19 protein-coding genes and 1 tRNA gene are annotated in these 19,389 nt (G+C 66.2%); 13 read left to right on the top strand and 7 right to left on the bottom strand.

All coding sequences use genetic code 11. The features are described 5' to 3' along the window. The first annotated feature begins 78 nt into the window (after positions 1 to 78). On the top strand, positions 79 to 837 hold the full coding sequence (locus tag ACIGJG_RS09915) for a hypothetical protein (RefSeq protein ID WP_011298084.1): 759 nt from the start codon (positions 79 to 81) through the stop codon (positions 835 to 837). Between the two features lie 73 nt (positions 838 to 910). Beyond that, positions 911 to 1,993 (top strand): M14 family metallopeptidase, encoded by a 1,083-nt coding sequence (locus ACIGJG_RS09910; protein WP_011298083.1) that lies wholly within the window; start codon positions 911 to 913, stop codon positions 1,991 to 1,993. A 103-nt stretch (positions 1,994 to 2,096) separates the two neighbouring features. Here ACIGJG_RS09910 and ACIGJG_RS09905 read toward each other — a convergent pair whose 3' ends face one another. After that, on the bottom strand, positions 2,097 to 2,996 hold the full coding sequence (locus ACIGJG_RS09905) for a LysR substrate-binding domain-containing protein (RefSeq protein WP_011298082.1): 900 nt from the start codon (positions 2,994 to 2,996) through the stop codon (positions 2,097 to 2,099). Positions 2,997 to 3,182: 186 nt separating this feature from the next. Between ACIGJG_RS09905 and ACIGJG_RS09900 the strand changes: the two genes are divergently transcribed. The 3 genes from ACIGJG_RS09900 to ACIGJG_RS09890 all read left to right on the top strand — a co-directional run bounded on the left by ACIGJG_RS09900 (position 3,183) and on the right by ACIGJG_RS09890 (position 6,404). Further along, positions 3,183 to 4,184, top strand: a complete 1,002-nt coding sequence (locus ACIGJG_RS09900) for a Bug family tripartite tricarboxylate transporter substrate binding protein (protein WP_011298081.1) — start codon at positions 3,183 to 3,185, stop codon at positions 4,182 to 4,184. 18 nt (positions 4,185 to 4,202) lie between these two features. After that, positions 4,203 to 5,213, top strand: a complete 1,011-nt coding sequence (locus ACIGJG_RS09895; protein WP_220630734.1) for an NADPH:quinone oxidoreductase family protein — start codon at positions 4,203 to 4,205, stop codon at positions 5,211 to 5,213. Positions 5,214 to 5,285: 72 nt separating this feature from the next. After that, positions 5,286 to 6,404: a CaiB/BaiF CoA transferase family protein gene (locus ACIGJG_RS09890; protein WP_049796463.1), complete on the top strand. Its 1,119-nt coding sequence runs from the start codon at positions 5,286 to 5,288 to the stop codon at positions 6,402 to 6,404. 25 nt (positions 6,405 to 6,429) lie between these two features. Here the strand turns inward: ACIGJG_RS09890 and ACIGJG_RS09885 are convergent, their stop codons facing one another. Next, a complete protein-coding gene (locus ACIGJG_RS09885) occupies positions 6,430 to 7,275 on the bottom strand; it encodes a LysR family transcriptional regulator (protein WP_011298078.1) in 846 nt (281 codons plus the stop codon). Between the two features lie 84 nt (positions 7,276 to 7,359). Here ACIGJG_RS09885 and ACIGJG_RS09880 point away from each other — a divergent pair, with 84 nt between their 5' ends. Next, positions 7,360 to 7,971, top strand: coding sequence for a cysteine hydrolase family protein (locus ACIGJG_RS09880; RefSeq protein ID WP_011298077.1), 612 nt, complete (start codon positions 7,360 to 7,362; stop codon positions 7,969 to 7,971). Positions 7,972 to 8,044: 73 nt separating this feature from the next. Here ACIGJG_RS09880 and ACIGJG_RS09875 read toward each other — a convergent pair. The 3 genes from ACIGJG_RS09875 to ACIGJG_RS09865 form a co-directional block, all read right to left on the bottom strand. Beyond that, positions 8,045 to 8,121, bottom strand: a tRNA-Val gene (locus tag ACIGJG_RS09875). A 64-nt stretch (positions 8,122 to 8,185) separates the two neighbouring features. Next, positions 8,186 to 9,733, bottom strand: a complete 1,548-nt coding sequence (locus tag ACIGJG_RS09870) for a class I adenylate-forming enzyme family protein (protein ID WP_011298076.1) — start codon at positions 9,731 to 9,733, stop codon at positions 8,186 to 8,188. A gap of 60 nt (positions 9,734 to 9,793) precedes the next feature. Further along, positions 9,794 to 10,801, bottom strand: a complete 1,008-nt coding sequence (locus ACIGJG_RS09865; protein WP_011298075.1) for a tripartite tricarboxylate transporter substrate binding protein — start codon at positions 10,799 to 10,801, stop codon at positions 9,794 to 9,796. Positions 10,802 to 11,032: 231 nt separating this feature from the next. Between ACIGJG_RS09865 and ACIGJG_RS09860 the strand changes: the two genes are divergently transcribed. Further along, a complete protein-coding gene (locus ACIGJG_RS09860; RefSeq protein WP_483672284.1) occupies positions 11,033 to 11,365 on the top strand; it encodes a helix-turn-helix domain-containing protein in 333 nt (110 codons plus the stop codon). Continuing rightward, on the top strand, positions 11,362 to 11,523 hold the full coding sequence (locus tag ACIGJG_RS09855; protein WP_166487001.1) for a hypothetical protein: 162 nt from the start codon (positions 11,362 to 11,364) through the stop codon (positions 11,521 to 11,523). Before ACIGJG_RS09860 ends, ACIGJG_RS09855 begins: the two co-directional genes overlap by 4 nt. A gap of 12 nt (positions 11,524 to 11,535) precedes the next feature. Here ACIGJG_RS09855 and ACIGJG_RS09850 read toward each other — a convergent pair whose 3' ends face one another. Further along, positions 11,536 to 12,072: a dihydrofolate reductase family protein gene (locus ACIGJG_RS09850; protein ID WP_041679972.1), complete on the bottom strand. Its 537-nt coding sequence runs from the start codon at positions 12,070 to 12,072 to the stop codon at positions 11,536 to 11,538. A gap of 97 nt (positions 12,073 to 12,169) precedes the next feature. Next, positions 12,170 to 13,090 carry a LysR family transcriptional regulator gene (locus ACIGJG_RS09845; RefSeq protein ID WP_041679628.1) on the bottom strand — a complete coding sequence of 307 codons (921 nt, stop codon included), beginning with the start codon at positions 13,088 to 13,090 and terminating at the stop codon, positions 12,170 to 12,172. 140 nt (positions 13,091 to 13,230) lie between these two features. Here ACIGJG_RS09845 and ACIGJG_RS09840 point away from each other — a divergent pair, with 140 nt between their 5' ends. From ACIGJG_RS09840 to ACIGJG_RS09820, 5 genes are read left to right on the top strand one after another with little or no spacing between them, the layout of a single operon-like run. After that, on the top strand, positions 13,231 to 14,241 hold the full coding sequence (locus tag ACIGJG_RS09840; protein ID WP_011298071.1) for a Bug family tripartite tricarboxylate transporter substrate binding protein: 1,011 nt from the start codon (positions 13,231 to 13,233) through the stop codon (positions 14,239 to 14,241). After that, the gene (locus ACIGJG_RS09835) at positions 14,234 to 16,333 is read left to right on the top strand and encodes an acetate--CoA ligase family protein (RefSeq protein ID WP_011298070.1); all 2,100 of its coding nucleotides are present in this window, start codon (positions 14,234 to 14,236) and stop codon (positions 16,331 to 16,333) included. The genes ACIGJG_RS09840 and ACIGJG_RS09835 overlap by 8 nt, the downstream gene beginning before the upstream one ends. Position 16,334: 1 nt before the next feature. Beyond that, positions 16,335 to 17,105 carry an enoyl-CoA hydratase/isomerase family protein gene (locus ACIGJG_RS09830; RefSeq protein ID WP_011298069.1) on the top strand — a complete coding sequence of 257 codons (771 nt, stop codon included), beginning with the start codon at positions 16,335 to 16,337 and terminating at the stop codon, positions 17,103 to 17,105. Next, positions 17,102 to 18,520: an aldehyde dehydrogenase family protein gene (locus tag ACIGJG_RS09825; RefSeq protein ID WP_011298068.1), complete on the top strand. Its 1,419-nt coding sequence runs from the start codon at positions 17,102 to 17,104 to the stop codon at positions 18,518 to 18,520. The genes ACIGJG_RS09830 and ACIGJG_RS09825 overlap by 4 nt, the downstream gene beginning before the upstream one ends. A 22-nt stretch (positions 18,521 to 18,542) precedes the next feature. Continuing rightward, entirely contained in the window at positions 18,543 to 19,361 is an 819-nt protein-coding gene (locus ACIGJG_RS09820; protein WP_011298067.1) for an enoyl-CoA hydratase, read from the top strand. Positions 19,362 to 19,389: the final 28 nt, after the last annotated feature.

Raw genomic sequence — 19,389 nt, 5'->3', positions numbered from 1 at the left:
CAATAACGGGTTGGGCGCGGGCTGGTCTGTTGGCCGGCCTCGCTGTCTTTACCCGAAATACCGCATTAACGCAGACTCATGACCCAGGCACAGCACGGGGGGTGGATTCCCGTACGCAAGGACTTCGTCGACCTCGACACGCGCTGCCACGCGCGCGGCGCCACGGGGCGTCATCACGGTTTTCCCGACGGCAGGGCCTATATCCTGCGTGATGCGCAAGGCCACGAATATCCGTTTGGAGAAGCCTGTGCCCGGGCCGCGGTGGTTCATCCCGGCCTGCTTGCCCAAGTACCGGATTACACCGAGCGCGACGTGGTACGGCAATCGGAAGCGCTGGATGCCGTGATCGCCAGTGCTTCACGCCGCCGGCCCACCGGCGCCGAGCGGGACACCGCGCAGCGCCTGGCGGCGATCCGCTACCTTGTGCTGCGCATGGAAAAACTTCTGACCGTGCCGCGCGTGCAGCCCACGGTGCGCTTTGCGCCACTGCAGGACGTCTACGAATACTTCCAGCGCACCGGTGACCTGAGCCGGGCCCAGGTGAGCCGCATCCTTGCCATCGAGCGCAGCCCGACCACGCCGCCGCGGCTCAGGGCGACCAATCTGCTCGATGTCTATACCGCGCATGTCAAGCTCGAGCGGTTGATTGCGGCCTCGAACCGGCTCGACAACATCCGGTTCCTGCGCGGCCTGCATGACTGGCTCGCGCGCCAACTGGTGTTGTCAGCCGCCCAGCTTGCCGCAGCGGGCATCGAGATGCATCCACAGGCATTCAGCTCGCCCGGCATCTGGGGGCCGGACGAGGCACGAGCCGGGGACAGCGGGCAACTCTTCTGACGCACTGCACGTTGGCAAGCCGGGACGAATTGGCGTCTAATGCCAGCATCTCCGTCCGCAAGGGGCAGTTGCCATGGGCCAGGTTTCGGGATGTTTTGCCACCAGTTATGCCGAGGCGCGGCAGAAGTTCCTGGCCGCGGCGCGCGGTGCGGGCGCGACACTTGCCGAATTTCCCCATCCGACCCGGCGCGGCAGTGCCGGCGAGGACCTTGCCATGGATGTCGCCTGGGTAGGGCCTGCCGACGCCCGGCGCGTGCTGATAATCAGCTCCGGTGTGCATGGCGTGGAGGGTTTCTGCGGCTCCGGCGCGCAGGTGGCGCTGCTGTCCGACGCGATACTGCTGGCCGACTGCGCCGAAGCACGCCTGGGCTTGCTGGTCGTGCACGCAGTCAATCCCTACGGCTTTTCGCATTTGCGCCGGGTCAACGAAGACAACGTCGATCTGAACCGCAATTTCATGGATTTCGCGCAGCCACTGCCGGATAACGCGCCCTACGCGGAAATTGCGCCGATGCTGTTGCCCGCACACTGGCCGCCCTCTGGTGAGGAGCAGGCCCAGTTCATGAAGGCCGTCGCGGAGAAAGGCATGGACTGGTACCAGACCGCGGTCAGCAGCGGCCAGTACCAGGATCCGAAAGGCCTCTTCTATGGCGGCAACAAGGAGACCTGGAGCAACTACACGCTGCGGCGTGTGCTCGCGCGCTTCGGCAGCGCGCGCGGCAGTCTGCGCTGGATCGACATCCACACGGGCCTCGGCCCCTGGGGGTATGGCGAGCCGATCTGCATGGGGCCCGATGACGATGGCCAACTCAAGCGTACCCGCGCAATCTGGGGCGGCGAGGTAACTTCGATCTATGACGGCTCGTCAAGTTCGGCCCGACTGACCGGCCTTGCCTGGGAGGCTGTCCCTGGCACGCTGCCGGACGTCGACTATGCAGGAATAGCGCTGGAATTTGGCACGCTGCCGGTTGCGGAAGTCCTCGACGCGCTGCGTGGCGATCACTGGCTGTACCTGCATCCGGAAGCCGATGAAAACCAGCGCACGCTGGTCCGGCAGGCTATGTGGCGCGCGTTCTATGGCGATGCCGACGACTGGCGCGCGGGCGTGGTGGAGCAGGTGACCGAAGCCGTCCGCAAGGCCATGCGCGCGCGATAACGGTCAGATGGCGGTGTGCCGGATGCAGCGCATCTCGGCAATGGATCTGGTCGGAATATGCCGGGCACCGTAGGCAGACCTTGTCATGGCGGTTTGAGGCGGCTCAGATATCCGCCTGCTCGCGCCAGCTCACCACCGCATCGCGAAAGTCCTGGCAGATCGGCGACAGGTATCCATCGGCGCGCCAGAAGATGGCCAGATCATGCTGCCAGGCCATGTCCGGGCCTTCGATGGCTTCGAGTCCCTGTCCCTCCGCCTGCTTCAGGATGCGCGGCGGCATGATGCCGAGCAGGTCCGAATGACGCAGCAGTTCGCCGAATGCGACGGGTGACGCCGTGCTTTCCACGGCCACGCGCGGCGGTGGGAGCCCCACTGCCGTGAAGCGTTCCTCAAGCCATTGCCGCAGATACAGCGAGCTCGCGGGCACTGCCCAGCGTTCTTCGGTCAGGTCCGCCAGCGAACGGAAGCGCGCGCGGCGCGGATGCTCGCTGCGCGCGACGATCTGCATCGTCAGCGGGCCTAGCGGCAGGCCGCTCACGTCCTCGGGCACGCTGGTAGGTCGCGCGGCAAGGATCAGGTCGACGTCGCCGTTCTGCAGTACAGCCATCAGGCGCGCGCTGAGGTGGGTTTCGATTGAAAACACGGCCAGCGGGCGGCTTACGAAAAATTGCGCCAGCAGCGGTGAGAGCAGCGACGGCACCAGATAGGGAATCGCCCCGAGCCGCACCGTGCCCGCCTTGGCGACGCGCTGCTCGGCCAGCTCCTGCCGCATGTCGCTCGCGGCCAGCGAGATCTTGCGTGCATGGGCATGCAGTGTCTTGCCGACGCTGGTCAGTACCAGCCCGCGCGGCGTGCGCTCGAACAGCGGCATGCCGGCTTCTGCCTCGAGCCGCGCCAGCGTCTTGGACAGGGCGGACTGCGTCACGCCCAGCGCGGCGGCGGCGCGATGCAGGTTGGCGTGCTGGGTCACGACCAGGAAAGCTTCGATGTCCTCGAATCGCATCGCGTCGACGAGTGAGCGCAAGAATGGGGTCGGGGCATTGTAGCTGCCATTGGTTGTCCATTCCTGCCGGGAATCGCGCCGGTACTCGCGGGAATCACGGAGCGCGGGCGGCTGCCCTAGACTGCGGCCAAGGCGCTGACAGGCCATGCATGCCGCAAACAGGCGCCACACACAGGAGACAAGCCAATGCAGAACCAATTCGCCACATGCGGCGTGCGGCTGCGTGCCGCCTTGCTGGGCATCGTGCTGAGCGCCGTGACCGGGACCGCCGCGATGGCAGCCGAGACGGAGCCCTATCCGTCTCGGCCGCTGACCATCGTGGTGCCGTCCGTGGCCGGCAACGTCAACGACGCCGCGGCGCGGCTGATCGGGCAGGAGCTCACGAGGACGTGGAACCAGCCCGTGATCGTCGAGAACAAGCCGGGCGCCGGCACGACCACGGGTACCAAATACGTGGCGCGTGCGGAGAAGGACGGCTACACCGTGCTGCTCACGTTCACCGCTCACGTCCAGAACCCGTCGCTATACCAGCGCATCGGCTATGACCCGATCGCGGACTTCGCGCCGGTCAGCGAGGTGGCCATCTCTTACACCGTGCTCGCGGTGTCCTCGGATTTCCCGGCGCGCACGCTCAAGGACGTGGTCGCGCTGGTCAAGGCCAATCCAGGCAAGTATCCGTATGGGTCGTATGGCGCCGGCACCACGGGCCATATCCTCGGCGAACTGTTCAAGCGGGAAGCCGGGCTCGACATGACGCACGTGGCTTACAAGGGCGGCGCGCCGCTCGTGACGGATCTGGCCGCTGGCCACGTAAAGATCGGCCTGGTGCCGGTCGGTACGGCCATGTCGCTGCTGCAAAGCGGAAAGATCATCCCCGTCGCGCTGGCCGGCGCCGAGCGTTCAGCATTGCTGCCAAACGTCCCGACGTTCCGCGAGGCCGGCTACAAGGGCTTCGAGCCCGATGCGTGGATGGGCCTGATGTTCCCGGCTGGGGTGCCCAAGGCGCGTGTCGATGCGCTGTCGCGCGAGGTTGCTCGCATCGTGCGCATGCCCGAGATCGCGAAGAAGATGAAGGACCTGAATCTCGAGCCGGTCGGCAACTCGCCCGAGGCGTTTGCAGCGGTCCTGAAGAGCGACCAGGACAAATGGAGCCGCATCATCCGCGATGTCGGCATCGCGATGGAATGAAGGAGGCTTGAGCGGAGTATGGGCGATTACCTTGGACTGGTGTGCTCGCGCTGGTGTCACTGGAGCGAACTGGAACTGCAGCGTATCGCACGGCGTCCGCTGGCGCCGGGGCAGGTGCGCATCCGGGTGCGGCACGCGGGCGTGGGCTTTGCGCTGAGCCTGTTCGTGTCGGGCAAGTACCAGCGCAAGCCGCCGCTTCCATTTACGCCGGGCACGGAGGCGGCGGGCGAGATCATCGAAGTGGCACCGGACGTGACGCGCCTGCGGCCCGGCCAGCGCGTGGCCGCCGCACTGGACTGGGGTGGCTTCGCGCAGGAAGTGGTGACCACGGCGGATACCGTCTATCCGGTGCCTGATGCGCTGGATCTGGCGAGTGCCGCGGCGTTGCCAGTCACCTACGGCACTGTCTGGGCCGCGCTGGCGTGGCGCGCGGTGCTGCAGCCGGGCGAGACCATGCTTGTTCACGGCGCAAGCGGTTCGCTGGGGACGGCGGCCGTGCAGGTAGGACGGCTGATGGGGGCGCGCGTGATTGCGACGGCCAGCACGGAAGCCAAGCGCGAGGCAGCGTTGCACAACGGCGCTGCGCATGCGTTGTCGTCTGATCCGCAATCGCTGGCGGCCGAAGTGAAGGCGCTGTGCCCTGCCGGCGGCGTGGACGTCGTATTCGATCCCGTCGGCGGCGATCTGTTCGATGCCTCGCTGCGCTGTGCGGCGCCGGGTGGCCGCCTGCTGTCGATCGGCTATGCCGGCGGACGCATTCCCGAGGTGCCGGCCAACCTGCTGCTCGTGAAGAACCTGTCGGTGATCGGCTTCAACTACGGCTACTACATCGGCTGGGGGCTGACCGACGAGCGCAGCCGGTTCGCGCCGCAGGTGCAGGACGTGGTCGGCAAGATCATGCATGCCGTGGCGAACCGCGAGATGCCGAAGCCGGTCCTGCAGCATTTCGGCCTGCACCAGTGGCTCGAGGCCGTCGACACCACCATGTCGCGCCGCGCGATCGGCAAGGTCATGCTCGACATGCCCTGACGGGGCGGCAGGGGCATCAAAGAACAACGGGAGACAGACTTGAACAAGACACCTGTGGCCGACGATGAAGCCATGCTGGCCGGCCTGACCGTGCTGGACCTGAGTCAGGGCATTGCCGGTCCGTATTGCGGGCTGATCCTGCGCCAGCAGGGCGCGCGCGTGATCAAGGTGGAACCGCCCGCTGGCGACTGGGGCCGCCAGATGGGCCGCGTGCGTGAAGGGCAGACTGCGATCGCCATTGCCTACAACGCCGGCAAGGAGAGCGTGGTGCTCGATACGCGCACCGAATCAGGCAAGGCCGCGCTGCGCAAGCTCGCGGAGCAGGCCGACGTGGTCATTCAAAACTATCGCCCCGGCGTGGCCGAGCGCATGGGTGTCGGCTATGAAGCGCTGTCGGCGCGCAACCCTGCGCTGGTCTATGTCTCGATCACGGGCTACGGTCAGGATGGCCCGCTCGCGGGCTTGCCTGCGGTCGATACGACCATCCAGGCCTTCAGCGGCCTGATGCATGTGAACCGCGACGCCACCGGCCAACCGCGCCGCATCGGCTTCTTCCTGGTGGACCTGAGCACGGGCCTGTACGCGGCACAGCATGCATCGGCTGCGCTGTTCCGCGCGGCACGCAGCGGCAAGGGGCGGCACGTGCAGATGTCGCTGCTGGAGGCGAGCGCGGCGTTGCAGTCGTATCTGCTGGTGGACGATGCGATGTTTCCCGACGCAGAGTTTGCCGCCGCGAATGCGCCGACGGGCATGTTCCAGGCTGCGGATGGCCCGCTCTACGTCAGCATGCTCAATGACGCGATGTTCACGCGTCTGGCCTCCGTTCTCGGGTTTGATGACTGGCTGGCCGATCCGGATCTGCGCACGAGCGCGGGCCGCCTGCCGCGTACGGCCGAGCTATGCCAACGGTTGGGCGCCGCGCTGGCGCAGAAGCCGCTGGCGTACTGGGAGTCGATCTTTACGGAGCATGATGTGCTTTTCGCACGCGTAAGCCGGCCACGCGAGTTGCGGGTGAGCGAGCAATGCACGCAGGCTGGCGTATTCGGCAACGTTTCACAGGCCGGCCTTGGCGAGCTGCCGTGGGCGAATTTGCCGGGGTTCGCCGGAACCGTCCATCCGCATGGGACGGCACCTTTGCTCGGCGAACACACGGCATCGGTGCTTGCCGAATTTGGCGTTGCCGACGCCTAGTGGCACACCGGCTGGCCGAGCGTCCTCAACACTGGGACAGCGTATCGGCCAGCCACTCGATCACCGGCCGGAAGCGCGATGCGCCGCGGAACTCTGTCGGATAGGCCAGCCAGATTTCGCGCATGACCTCGGGCACTTCATGAAGTAATCGCAGTCCCGCATCCTCGCGGGCCACATAGTGGGGCAGCAGGGCAGTGCCAAGGCCGGCGCGCACGCCTTCGCAGATGGCGAGCATATTGTTGGCGTGGAAGGCAATGCGTCGCTTCGCATGCAGCGGCCAGGTGGCCTCGGGAATGTCATAGCCTTCGTCGAGCAAGGCGCACAACGGCGTGCTGTCGTCCATGGGCACGCTGGCAGACCCATAGAGCCCAAAACGCACCGTGCCGACGCGCTGGGCCACAACATCGTCTTCCTTAGGGCGCGCGAGCCGTATGGCCAAATGCGCGTGGCGCCGCGCAAGGCTCGCCACGCGGTCATCGAGTTCGAGTCGGACCACGATATCGGGATGCGCGGCATACAGGCCCGGCAAGCGCGGTGTCAGGAAGTGGCTGCCGAGCGCGGCAGTCGCGGCAATACGCACTACGCCCGACACGCCGCTGCCCGCGCCTTCGATCTCGCGCAGCAACCGGCCGGCCGATTGCTCCATCTGCCGCGCTGCGGTCAGTGCGCTGCGGCCTGCCGAGGTCAGTTCGAAGGCGCCTTCAGAACGCGTGGCAACGGGCTTGCCGAGTGCCTCTTCGAGACGGCGAATGCGCCGGATCGCGGTGGCGTGGGTGATATCGAGTTCGCGCGCGCAGGCCGAATAGCTGCCGGCGCGAATCAGCGTGGACAGGGTCAGCAGGTCGTCCCACGAGACTGTACGTTTTTGCACAGCGGCTGTGTGTGAGTGGGTAATTGGCGCACAGCATAGCGTGCTCTACGATGCCTGCACAACTTGTTCACCCGGAGTTCCGACATGACTACCGCTACGCCCGTGACCCTGCTCGATGCCGCTGGCGCCAGCCGCAAGCCCTCCCCTTGGGAGGATTCGGTGCTGGTTCTGGTCGATCATCAGCGCGAATACATTGATGGCGTGCTGCCGCTCGTCGGCATGCCCGAAGCCGTGGCCGCTTGTGCCGATCTGCTTGCGCTGGCGCGGCAGCATGGAACGCCGGTGATCCACGTAATGCATCACGGCAAAGGAAAGGGCGGCGCCTTTGACCCGGAAGGTCCGTATGTGGCGTTCATCGAGGGGCTGACGCCGCAGGCCGGCGAGCAGACCGTGGCCAAGCACCTGCCCAACAGCTTTGCCGGCACAGACCTGGCCGCGAAGCTGGCGGCGCTGGGCCGCAAGGAGCTGATCGTGGCCGGCTTCCAGACGCATATGTGCATCAGCGCGACGGTGCGCTCTGCACTTGATCACGGCTATCGGGTCACGCTCGTGGCCAACGCGTGCGCCACGCGCGACCTGCCTGATCCGCTGGGTGGCGCACCGCTGAGCGCAGCGGAATTGCAGCGCGTCACGCTGGCCGCGCTGCACGACCGCTTTGCGACGGTCGTGTCCGATGCATCGGTCTGGAAGGCCTGAGTCGCAAAAGACGGCACCAAAAACAAAAACGGACGGTGCCGAAGTGGCGACCGTCCGTGTCTGCTTTGTGCGTTGGTAGGCTCGATTGGACTCGAACCAACGACCCCCACCATGTCAAGGTGGTGCTCTAACCAGCTGAGCTACGAGCCTAGCGAAGCCGCAGATTATAGGGATGCCTTTGCGGCTGTGCAAGTGTTTTGGAAAAGTTTTTCGCTCAGGTGGTAATGCGGTCCCGCAGTTCGCGCTTGAGCACCTTGCCGATCGCGCTGCGCGGCAGGCTGTCGACCACGTGCAATGCGCTCAGCCGCTGCGTCTTGCCAAGACGCTCGTTGGCCCAGGCGAGCACGGCCTGCGCGGTGACATCATGCCCATCGCGCAGTGCGATAAAGCCGACCGGCGTCTCCCCCCAGCTTTCCGACGGAACGCCGACTACGGAAACATCCGCCACAGCCTCATGCGTACGCACCACGGCCTCGATATCGCTCGGATAGATGTTGAAGCCGCCGGAGATGATCACGTCCTTCATGCGGTCCATCAGCACGAGGAAGCCATCCTCGTCGAAGCGGCCGATGTCGCCCGTGCGGATAAAGCGGTTGCCTTCGGCATCGTGCCATTCGATTTCAGCCGACTTGTCCGGCAAGTTGTGGTAGCCGTTCATCATCGCGCCTGAACGTCCGACCACTTCGCCGGTGCTGCCGGGTGGCAGTTCCTTGCCGTTCTCGTCGATGATGCGCACGTCCGCGCCCGGCGCCGGGCGGCCGACCGTATGCAGCTTGTCAGGGAACTCGTCCGCGTGCAGCAGGCAGCCACCGCCGCCTTCGGTCATGCCATACAACTCGGTCAGTTTGCCGGGCCAGCGGCGCACCACTTCTGCCTTGAGGGCCGCGCTGAACGGTGCGCTCGTGCAGAACTTGCGCTTGTAGCTCGACAGGTCGTAATTGTCGAAATCCGGGTGGGCCATCAGGCGCTGGTATTGCACGGGCACCAGCATCGTGTGCGTGACGCGGTAGCGCTGGGCGAGCTCCAGGTACTTGCCGGCATCGAACTTCGACATCAGCACGGCCGTGCCGCCGAGCCCGATCGTCGGAAAGAAACTCGCGAGCGTGGTGTTCGAATAGAGCGGGGTGGAGAGCAGCGTGACGGCATCGGTGCCGTAACCCGTCATCGCGCCGCGCGACACGTGCGCCCAGCGCATGCCGTGCGATTGCACAATGCCCTTGGGCACGCCGGTCGTGCCGGATGAGTAGATGATGTTGAGCGGCAGTTCCGGCCGCACTTCCGGTTCGTCAAACGGTGCGCTGGCCGGCGCCAGCCACGACTGGAAGGTCTGCCCCGCGGCGCTGTTGTCGAGCGTCACAAGGCGCGTGGCCCCGAGCTGCGGCAGCACGGACTGGAGCGCTTCAGCGACCGCCGCATCGACGAAGAAAATGCTTGCGCCTGCATCGGCCACCATGCCGGCCAGGCTCTGGGCGGTCGACGACGGCGCTAGCGGGGCGACGACCACGCCAGCGCGGATCGCGCCAAGGTACACCGCTGCGTATTCGATGGACGACGTCGCACAGATTGCGATCGTGCCGCCGGCCTGAACGCCATCGCGCTGAAGCGCGGCGCCGATGCGGGTCATGATGGCATCGAGTTCGCCATAGGACATCGATCGCTCGCCATGCACGAGGGCGGCATGGGCGGGCTGGCTCGCAGCGTGGCCGCGCACAAGCGCGGACATGCTGGTGAAGGGGCGTTGCATGATGGAGGTGTCGGTCATGGCATGCAGGCCGGCGGAGCTTCGTTCCGCCAGCGATGGGAAATTCAAAGCAAGAAGGGCTTACTGTACCTGTGCGCCGGAGTCCTTGACGACCTTGCTCCAGCGCGTGATCTCGGCATCGATATGCGAACGCAGTGCATCCGGCGTGGAGCCCACGGGCTCATAGCCATTGGATGCCAGATTGGCCTTCAGTTCCGGTTCCTTCAGCACAGTCGCAATCTCGCGGCTGAGCCGGTCGACGACCGGCGCGGGCGTGCCGGCCGGCGCGAGCACGGCATACCAGCCCGTGATGTTGATGCCGGGCACGCCGACCTCTGCCAGCGTCGGCACGTCGGGGGCGATGGCGGCACGCTTGGTGCCGGTCACCGCCAGCGCACGCACCTTGCCGCTGCGTACATGCGGCAGCGTGGTCGAGATGCTGTCAAACGTCAGCTGGACCTCGCCCGACAGCATCGCTGTCACGACCTGCGCGCTGCCCTTGTACGGCACGTGCGTCATCTTGATGCCCGCGACCGAATCGAACAACTCGCCCGCGAGATGGCCCGTGTTGCCGTTGCCGGCCGATGCGAACGTGAGCTTGCCGGGCGACGCCTTGGCCTGGGCAATCAGCTCCGGCACCGTGTTGGCGCGCAGCGAACTGCTGCCCGCCAGGATCATCGGCAGGTTCGCCACCAGCGAGACCGGCGCGAAGTCCTTCCGCGTGTCATACGGCAGCTTCGGATACAGGCTCGCATTGATCGCATGCGCGGCCAGCACCATGATCAGCGTGTTGCCGTCGGGTTTGGCGCGCGCGAGCATCTGGGTGGCAATGGTGCCGCCGGCGCCAGGGCGGTAGTCCAGCACCACCGGCTGGCCCAGGCGCTCCTGCAGCTTCGCCGCCACGGGGCGCGCCAGCAGATCGGCGCTGCCGCCAGGCGGATAGGGGATTAGCAACTGGATCGGGCGGGAAGGCCAGGTCTCGGCCCTGGCCAGTCCAACATGGCCTAGCGTGGCGGCCGCGGCGAATGCCAGGCCAGATGCCAGCAGCCAGGCGCGGCGCTGCTGAGCGGTGCGTGAAAGCGTGTTCATCGCTGTCTCCTTCAGTGTTCTTGTGCCGGCCGAAGGCCGGGGCGCCTCCGCGCGTGGAGCGTGGGGCACTTGTGTCGGAAACCTTAAATCGCGCGCGCGAGGAGGGGAATTCGGGAATGGCTAAGGGAGGGTTTGGCCGGGGTGTGGCCTCAGCAAAATCGTGGCGTTCAGGGAGATTTTGCGTTTTGGATGCCCGTGTAAGCTCGAATCTTTGCGATCAGGGAGATTTTTGTGCAGATACAAGTCAACGACGCCTCCGACATCGGCGCCCTTGTGAGGGCCGCGCGCAAGGCGGTTCGCCAGGACGACACTGCGGGGGCGATAGGCGTCAGCGAGAACTTCATGGTTCGTGTCGAAAACGGCGCCGAGGGCATCCAGTGGGGCAAGCTGTTCCAAGTCTTGAGCGGGCTTGGCGTACGTGTCTTGGTAGATGTGCCTGAGGCAGCCACGCCGCTGGTTTCTATCGAACGCGACAAGCTGCAACAGCGGCGGGCGCGCGGCAAGCGACGTCAGACCTCGGCACAGATTGCATCGGAGCGGTCAGCAAAGGACGGGCATGATTGATCGCGAACAGCATCAATGGCGCACCGGTGGGCACGTTGCGCGACGAGCGGGACATCTGGTCATTCGAATATGCACCGGAACGGATCTGGGAACTGGCCTGCTTGCGTGTGATTCGTTTTACCGTCATTGCTGACATGGTGAAGATGATGTCGAGATGAAGGCTTTCGCCATCAGCCCAGCACCCTGTACTTCGATTGCACCAAACCTGACGGAAAGTGCCGGCTCGACTCGAGCGCCAGATCCACGTCGCGCGGCAAGGCGCCGAACAATGGCCTGCCGGTGCCGATCAGCACGGGCACTGTGGTGACGACAAGATCGGTGATCAATCCCTCGCGCAGAAATGACTGGACCACCTGGCCGCCATCGACATACACGCGATGCGCGCCTTCCGCAGCGAGTTCCGCCATTGCGTCCCTGGGGGCGCAATCAGAGAACCGCACCTTTCCCTGCAGCGGTTCCGGCACGGGTTTCCCGGCCAATTGGCGCGAGAGAACCAGCACGGGCCTGTCGTAGGCCCACGGGCCCATCGTGAGGACCTTTTCAAAGCTACCCCTTCCCATCACGATCATGTCCTTGTCGGCGATGAACTCGGCGTAGCCATGATCTTCGGCCGGATCGTCCCGCTCGAGCAACCAACCGATGTCGCCATCGGCGCGGGCAATATAGCCATCGAGGCTGGTAGCAATAAAGACGTGTCCTGAAACCATTTGTCTCCTCTCGTTGCGGTCGAATTCGAACTTCGCCGGTGCAGGCTCCGCTGCAATGGCCATGGGCTTCCCGCGTATGCGGGCCTTGCGGCGAGCGTTACTTCGCCTTGCCTGACCAGTTGCGGGCCGTTACGTGCGGGACCAGGTCATGCAGGCGTGACAGTACCACCCTGGCCGCACGAGACAGCGGGTGATGCTGCGTGACCCCCAGGCTGATGGCTCGTGGCAGTTGCGGCTTGACGATTTCCGCGGCCGCGAGGCGCCCGGCGCCAACTTCATCATCCACGGCCAGTTGCGGCAGTATGGTCAGGGCGTGCCCTGACAATGCAACCTCCTTCATCGCGTTCAGGGATTCGACCTCCAGCGCAACGTCCAGCGCTACGCCCTGTTGCCGTGCGTGCTGGTCCAGGATCAGGCGCAACCCGTTGGGCGCAGGCGGCAATACCAGTGGCACCCCGTCTAGCCGTCGGAAATCGACGGCAGGCCCTGCCGTGAGCGGATGACCCGGCGCGCTGACCAGATAATTCGCCACGGTGGCGAGTACATCCTCGTTCTGGCGCGGGCTTGGACCATAGCGGTTGATGACCGCAAGGTCGAGGTGGCCGGAATCGAGCTGTTCGTCGAGCTGGCCGCTGAAGCCTTCCGCGACACGCAGCCGGACCCCCGGCGCGGTATCGCGCAGGTCGGCGAACAGAGCGGGAATCAGGCGGCGCGTCATGGACGGCAGTACGCCGATCCGCACCATCCCGACCGGCACGCCCGCCGCGTTGCGCACTTCGTCGTGCAGGCGCGCCGACTGGGCCAGCAGCAGTTCGATCTCCGGAAAGATCCGCGTGCCGAATTCGGACAGGACTACGCCGCGTCCCGTGCGCTCGAACAGCCGGTCACCCCATTCCGCTTCGATCTGCGCGATGGCGCGGCTGACCAGCGACTGCGCCGTGCCCAGCGCGCGCGCCGCCCGCGACAGCGAGCCCAGTTCAGCCACCAGGGCCACGGTTTCCAGTTGCTTGAGGTTCACTTTGCCTGGTTGATGGTCATCTATCCATAAAGTGGATAGCTGGTATAGCAGAATATACACTTTTGCGCTAACTGAAGTCTCCATACACTGGGTGCATCCTTCGCTGCAGAGAAGGGTTGCTCAAACGATATGGAGACAACATGCGAAGTTTTTCGACGATAGGGCGCTCCATGCGCCAGTCGCTGCGCACCCTGCTGATGGCCGTTGCGCCGCTCATGCTTTGCGGTGTCGCCGGTGCTGCCACCGCCACCAGCTATCCCATCAAGCCGATCCGCCTGATCGTTCCGTTTCCGGCCGGCGGGCCCACGGATGCCATGGCTCGGTTGATCGGTCAGCACCTGTCGCAACAGCTCGGCCAGCCCGTGGTAGTGGATAACCGGGGCGGTGCCGGCGGCACGATTGCCACCGAGGCAGTCGCCGCCTCGGCGCCCGACGGCTATACGCTGTTGTTTTCCACCACGGGCACGATGGCGATCAATCCGTCGCTCTATCGCTCGCTGAAGGTTGATCCCGTCAAGGGGTTCGATGCCGTGGGCTCGGTGGCGTCAACGACCAACGTGCTGGTCGTGCCGAACAGCCTGCCGGTCAGCAACGTGAGGGAACTGGTGGCGCTGGCGAAGCAGAAGCCCGGTTCGCTGACGTTCGGATCGGCCGGCAACGGCAGCTCGAATCATCTGTCGGGCGAACTGTTCAAGTCGATGGCAGGCGTCGACATCGTCCACGTACCGTACAAGGGCTCGGCGGCGGCATTTACCGATCTGCTGGGCGGGCGCATCTCGATGATGTTCGACACCGTGTCGAGCCAGGTGCAGTACATCGGCTCGGGCAAGGTGAAAGCGCTTGGCGTGACCGGCCCCGCGCGCTCCGATGCGCTGCCGAAGGTGCCGACCATCGCGGAATCCGGGCTGCCGGGGTTTGACGTCACGATCTGGTTCGGCCTGTCGGCGCCGAAGGGCACTCCGCCCGATGCGGTGCAGCGGCTCAACGGCGAACTGCAGAAGGTGCTGGCCCAGGCCGACGTGCAGAAGCAGCTTTCCGCGCTGGGCGCCAGTCCGATGCCCGGCACGTCCGCCGATTTCGCCAGACTCATTCAGCACGATGCCGGCAAGTGGGCGCCTGTGGTGAAGGCTTCGGGAGCTACCCTTGACTGAGATCTTCCATGCGCTGTTCGCGCCGGCCTCGGTGGCCGTGATTGGCGCGTCGGACAATCCCAACAAGGTCGGCGGCCGCCCGATCCATTACATGCGCCACTTCGGCTATGCGGGCGAGGTGTTCCCCGTGAACCCGGGCCGCACGACGATCCAGGGATATCGCGCCTATCCGACACTCCATGACATCGGCAGAACGCCCGAAGCCGCGGTCATCGCGGTATCAGGCGACGCCACGCTGGAACAGGTGCGCTTGTGCGCCGATGCCGGCGTGAAGGCGGCCGTGATCATGGCGTCCGGGTTTGCGGAAACCGGCGAGGCCGGGCGGCGGCGCCAGCAGCAACTCGTGGACGCGGCAAATGCTGGTGGCATGCGGCTGGTGGGGCCGAACGCGCAGGGCACGGCCAACTTCGCCAGCGGCGCGGTGCTGAATTTCTCGACGATGTTCATGGAGGTGACGCCCCAGGACGGGCCGATCGCCATCATCAGCCAGAGCGGCGCGGCCAGCGTGATGCCGTATGCGTTGCTGCGCCAGGCCGGGTTGGGCGTGCGCTATCTGGTGGCCACCGGCAATGACGCCGATCTGGATGCCTGCGCGATGACCGCCGCCGTGGCCGCCGACCCGGAAATCCGGCTGATCCTGGTGTACCTCGAATCGATCACGGACCCGGCGGCGCTGGCGCGGGCCGCCGCGCTGGCCCGCAGCCGCGGGGCGAGCATCGTGGCCGTCAAGGCGGGGAGCAGCCAGCACGGCGCGCGCGCAGCGGCGTCGCATACGGGTGCGCTGGTGGGCAATGATGCAGCCATCGACGCTTTCCTGGCCCGCCATGGCATCTGGCGTGCGCGCGATATCGGCGAACTGGTGCGTGCCGTGCCGCTCTACCTGCAAGGCCGTGCGCCGGGACAGGGCCGCACTGTGGTGATGAGCCATAGCGGCGCCGTCGGGGTGATGTCCGCCGACCTGGCCGAACGCCATGGCCTGCCGCTCGCGGCGCTGCAGTCATCCACGCTCGACCGGCTCGGTGCGATCCTTCCCGAGTTCGGCACCGCGGGCAATCCGCTCGACATGACCGCTGCGCTGATGGGCAAGGGCGACATGTTCCCGCGCGTGCTCGACACACTGGGCGCAGACCCGCAGGCCGACATGCTTATGGTCGGCATACCGGTGGCCGGCCCTGGCTACGATGTCGAAGCGCTGGCGCGCGATGCCGCCGCGTTCAGCAGCCGGTTCGGCAAGCCGCTGGTGGCCAGCGCGCCGCAGCAGAACGTGCGCGATGCATTCGTGCGCCACGGCGTTCCGACGTTCGTGACCGAAGCGGATGCGGTCGCGGCGCTGGCCCAGTACGCCGGCCACGCGCGGCTGGCAGGAGTGGCGGCAGAGCCCGAAGTCGAGCCCCAAGCGGGGTGGCCGGCACTGCAACCGCTGGACGGTACCGGCTTGCAGGACGAAGCGCGCAGCCTGACGCTGCTGGGCGAGGCAGGCGTGCCCGTGGTGCCGTACCGCTGCTGCGCGAATGCCGATGAAGCTGTGGCGGCATTTGCCGCCCTCGGCGGCGGCGCGGTGGTGGTCAAGGGCTGCGCGGCGGAGGTGCCGCACAAGAGCGAGCATGGACTGGTGCATTTGCGGCTGGCCGATGCGCCGGCCGTGGCGCAGGCTGCGGAGGACTGCCTGGCCGCGCTGCGCAGCCTTGGTGTCGCGAGCCCTCGTGTGGTGGTGGCGGCGATGGTCAGGGGGCGCCATGAGTTCGCGCTGGGCGTATCGGTCGATTCCCTGTTCGGGCCGCTCGTGATGATTGGCGAGGGCGGCACGCTGCTGGAACTGCGCAAGGACGTCGTCACGCTGCTGGCGCCGTTCACCATGGCCGACGTGAAGGCAGCCTGTGCCCGGCTGAGGCTGGCGCCGCTGTTCAACGGCTACCGGGACATCCCTGTACTTGATCTCGATGCGCTTGCCGCGTCGGCCGTGGCGCTCGGCAACTGGGCGCTGCGCCATCGCGGCACGCTGAAGTCGGTGGACATCAATCCGCTGATGGTGATGGCCGCCGGCGACGGCGTGGTGGCCGTGGACGCCGTGGTGGAACTGCAAGGAGCCTGACATGGAACCCGTAATTGTGGAACGCGATGGCGACGTGGCCATCGTCACGCTGAATCGTCCCGCGCGCATGAACGCCGTCAACGATGCGCTGCGCGGCGGGCTGATTGATGCGCTGGCCCGGCTCAACGCCGATCCGGCCGTGCGCGCCCTGGTACTTGCAGGGGCCGGCGAGCGCGCCTTCTGTGCTGGACAGGATCTTGATGAAGCAGCTGCGGTGACGTGGCAGCAGATCGTGCCGTGGCTGAACCGTCAGCGGGCCATGTACCAATCCGTGCGCGATCTGGACAAGCCCTGCGTGGCAGCGGTGCGGGGCGTGGCCGCCGGTGCGGGATTCCAGCTTGCGCTGTGCGCGGACTGGCGCCTGACGACGGCGGACAGCCGCTGGGGCCAGCCGGAGGTCAAGGCCGGCCTGGCGAGCATCGTCGGCTCATACCTGATGACGCTGCACGTTGGGCATACCCACAACGTGCAGATGTCGCTGTCGGGCGAACTGGTATCAGGGCAGCGGGCCTACGAGATCGGGCTGGTAACCGCCTTGCATGGCGAGGCGGAACTGATGGGCGCCGCGCTGGCGCGTGCCCGGTCGCTGGCCGCCTTGCCGCCAACATCGGTCAGGCTGTCGAAACAACGGCTGCGGGCAATGACGCAGCCCGGGTTCGACGACGCATGCGTAGCGGGCATCCGCGCGCAGCTCGAATGCTATGCGGATGGCGAGCCGCAACGCGTGATGGCCGAATTTCTCGGCAAACGGAATGCAAGGGAGTCGCAATGATCCAGTGGAACGAGCATCTCATCAACGGCGCGCGACGAGCCGTGCGCGAAGGGCGCACCGTTCGCATTCACGATGCCGCCACCGAAGCACCGCTCGGTGACGTCCATCTCGGCAATGCCGGAGATGTCGATGAGGCCGTCGAGGCGGCACGGGTGGCGCTGCCGGGCTGGCAACAGATGGGGGTGGACGCACGCGCGGCGCTGCTGCGCGCGGTGGCGGACGCGCTGGAAAGCATGGGGCAGGACCTGGCGCACGGCATCTCGCGCGAAGTCGGCATGCCGCTGAAACTGTCGCAACGTATCCAGGTAGAGGCCCCGATTGCGGCGTGGCGCGCGACGGCCGCGCTGGCCGATACCTTCTCCTTCGTCAGCGAGGTGGGCAACTCGCGTGTCACGCAGGTGCCGGTGGGCGTGGTGGCGGCGATCACGCCGTGGAACTACCCGCTGCACCAGATCACAGGCAAGCTTGCACCGGCATTGCTGGCCGGTTGCACCGTGGTATTGAAGCCGTCGGAACTGGCGCCCGCCGCTTCGACCGGTCTGATGGCCGCCTGCGAACGGGCCGGCCTGCCGCCGGGGGTGCTCAACATCGTGCTGGGCGATGCCGAGGTGGGTCACGCGCTGGTCACGCACCCTGATGTCCACATGGTGTCGTTCACCGGTTCGACGGCCGTGGGCCGAAAGGTGGCGGCGCTGGCGGCTGGCGACATGAAGCGGTTGTCGATGGAGCTGGGCGGGAAGTCGGCAGCAATGGTGCTGCCCGGCGCGGACCTCGCACGCGCCGTCAAGGCCACTGTTGCCTCGTGCTTTCTCAACTCGGGACAGACATGCAGCGCTATCACGCGCCTGATCGTGCCGCGGGAAGACTATCCGGCGTGCCGCGCATTGCTGGCGGAGGCTGTGGCGGGCATGCCAATGGGCGATCCGTCCGACGCGTCCACGCGCATCGGCCCGTTGCTGTCGGCACTGCAGCGCGAACGCGTGCTGGCGCATATTGCCGAAGCCGAGCAGGGCGGTTTCGACCGCATTGCAGGCGGCCCCGATGCGCCGGTGCCGGCGCACGGCTACTTCGTTGCGCCCACCATCTACGGGAACGTGGCGCCGGACAGCCGGCTTGCCAACGAGGAGGTCTTCGGGCCGGTCCTGGCGGTGCTTTGCTATGAGTCCGTCGAGGGCGCCATAGCGCTGGCCAACGGCACACGCTATGGCCTGGCTGCTTCGGTCTGGGCGGTCGACGAAGCCAGTGGCGAGGCCGTGGCCAATGCGCTGCGCGCCGGGCAGGTCGATATCAACGGCGCACGATTCAATGCGGCGGCGCCGTTCGGCGGCTTCGGCATGTCCGGCGTTGGCCGCGAAGGCGGTGTCTATGGGCTCGAAGAGTTCCTGGAACCGCGCGCCATCCAGTTTCCCCGCTAAGTCAAACTTCAGGATATCCAGCATGTATCAGCAGATTTCAGTGACCCGCTCGGGCCGGAACGAGCACGTCGCCATCGTGACCATGAACCGGCCGGACAAACTCAATGCGCTGACCAAGGTCATGGAGGCCGAACTGCGCGAAGCCATGGAGGCCGCGGACCGCGACGACACCATCCGCGTCGTGGTGCTGACCGGTGCCGGCAAGGGCTTCTGTGCCGGCATGGACATCAACGAACTTGAGGTCCTGCCCCCTGGCGACATCCGTGCTGCCCAGTGGATGCGGCCGTACGACATGAACCGCCGCGCCGACTACCAGACCCGCTACGGCTACTTTCCGGCGATGCGCAAGCCAGTGATTGCTGCCATCAACGGCGCGGCTGCCGGCCTTGGAATGGTGTTCGCGCTATACAGCGATATGCGCTTCGCCAGCGACAAGGCGGCCTTCAGCACCGCCTTTGCACGGCGCGGCCTGATTGCCGAGCATGGGATCTCCTGGCTGCTGCCGCGTGTGGTGGGGCCGGGGCATGCGGCAGACCTGCTGTACTCCGCGCGCAAGGTACCGGCGGATGAAGCCTTGCGCATGGGGCTGGTGGATCGCGTGTGCGAGGCCGATGACCTGATGGCGCATACGCTGGCCTATGCCGACGACCTGGCCGAAAACGTCTCTCCGCGTTCCATCGGCGTGATGAAGCGCCAGCTCTGGGCGCAGCCGTTCCAGACGCTGGCAGAAGCCACCCAGATGGCCAATGCGGAAATGTTCGACAGCATCCAGAGCGAGGACTTTACCGAAGGCGTGGCGCATTTCATCGAACGCCGTCCGGCTCGGTTCAGCGGGAGATGATGGCTGGGGAAGCGACGGGGCTTTTCGG

It is taken from the genome of Cupriavidus sp. C1SS-2L, from assembly GCF_057073735.1.
The sequence above is the reverse complement of the archived record's forward strand: the minus strand, read 5'-3'. Positions and strand labels throughout refer to the sequence as shown.

Coding starts and splice junctions, on each gene's coding strand:
- ACIGJG_RS09915 (WP_011298084.1), top strand. CDS start 79: ATGACCCAGGCACAGCACGGGGGGTGGATTCCCGTACGCAAGGACTTC.
- ACIGJG_RS09910 (WP_011298083.1), top strand. CDS start 911: ATGGGCCAGGTTTCGGGATGTTTTGCCACCAGTTATGCCGAGGCGCGG.
- ACIGJG_RS09905 (WP_011298082.1), bottom strand. CDS start 2,996: ATGCGATTCGAGGACATCGAAGCTTTCCTGGTCGTGACCCAGCACGCC.
- ACIGJG_RS09900 (WP_011298081.1), top strand. CDS start 3,183: ATGCAGAACCAATTCGCCACATGCGGCGTGCGGCTGCGTGCCGCCTTG.
- ACIGJG_RS09895 (WP_220630734.1), top strand. CDS start 4,203: ATGGGCGATTACCTTGGACTGGTGTGCTCGCGCTGGTGTCACTGGAGC.
- ACIGJG_RS09890 (WP_049796463.1), top strand. CDS start 5,286: ATGCTGGCCGGCCTGACCGTGCTGGACCTGAGTCAGGGCATTGCCGGT.
- ACIGJG_RS09880 (WP_011298077.1), top strand. CDS start 7,360: ATGACTACCGCTACGCCCGTGACCCTGCTCGATGCCGCTGGCGCCAGC.
- ACIGJG_RS09870 (WP_011298076.1), bottom strand. CDS start 9,733: ATGACCGACACCTCCATCATGCAACGCCCCTTCACCAGCATGTCCGCG.
- ACIGJG_RS09865 (WP_011298075.1), bottom strand. CDS start 10,801: ATGAACACGCTTTCACGCACCGCTCAGCAGCGCCGCGCCTGGCTGCTG.
- ACIGJG_RS09850 (WP_041679972.1), bottom strand. CDS start 12,072: ATGGTTTCAGGACACGTCTTTATTGCTACCAGCCTCGATGGCTATATT.
- ACIGJG_RS09840 (WP_011298071.1), top strand. CDS start 13,231: ATGCGAAGTTTTTCGACGATAGGGCGCTCCATGCGCCAGTCGCTGCGC.
- ACIGJG_RS09830 (WP_011298069.1), top strand. CDS start 16,335: ATGGAACCCGTAATTGTGGAACGCGATGGCGACGTGGCCATCGTCACG.
- ACIGJG_RS09825 (WP_011298068.1), top strand. CDS start 17,102: ATGATCCAGTGGAACGAGCATCTCATCAACGGCGCGCGACGAGCCGTG.
- ACIGJG_RS09820 (WP_011298067.1), top strand. CDS start 18,543: ATGTATCAGCAGATTTCAGTGACCCGCTCGGGCCGGAACGAGCACGTC.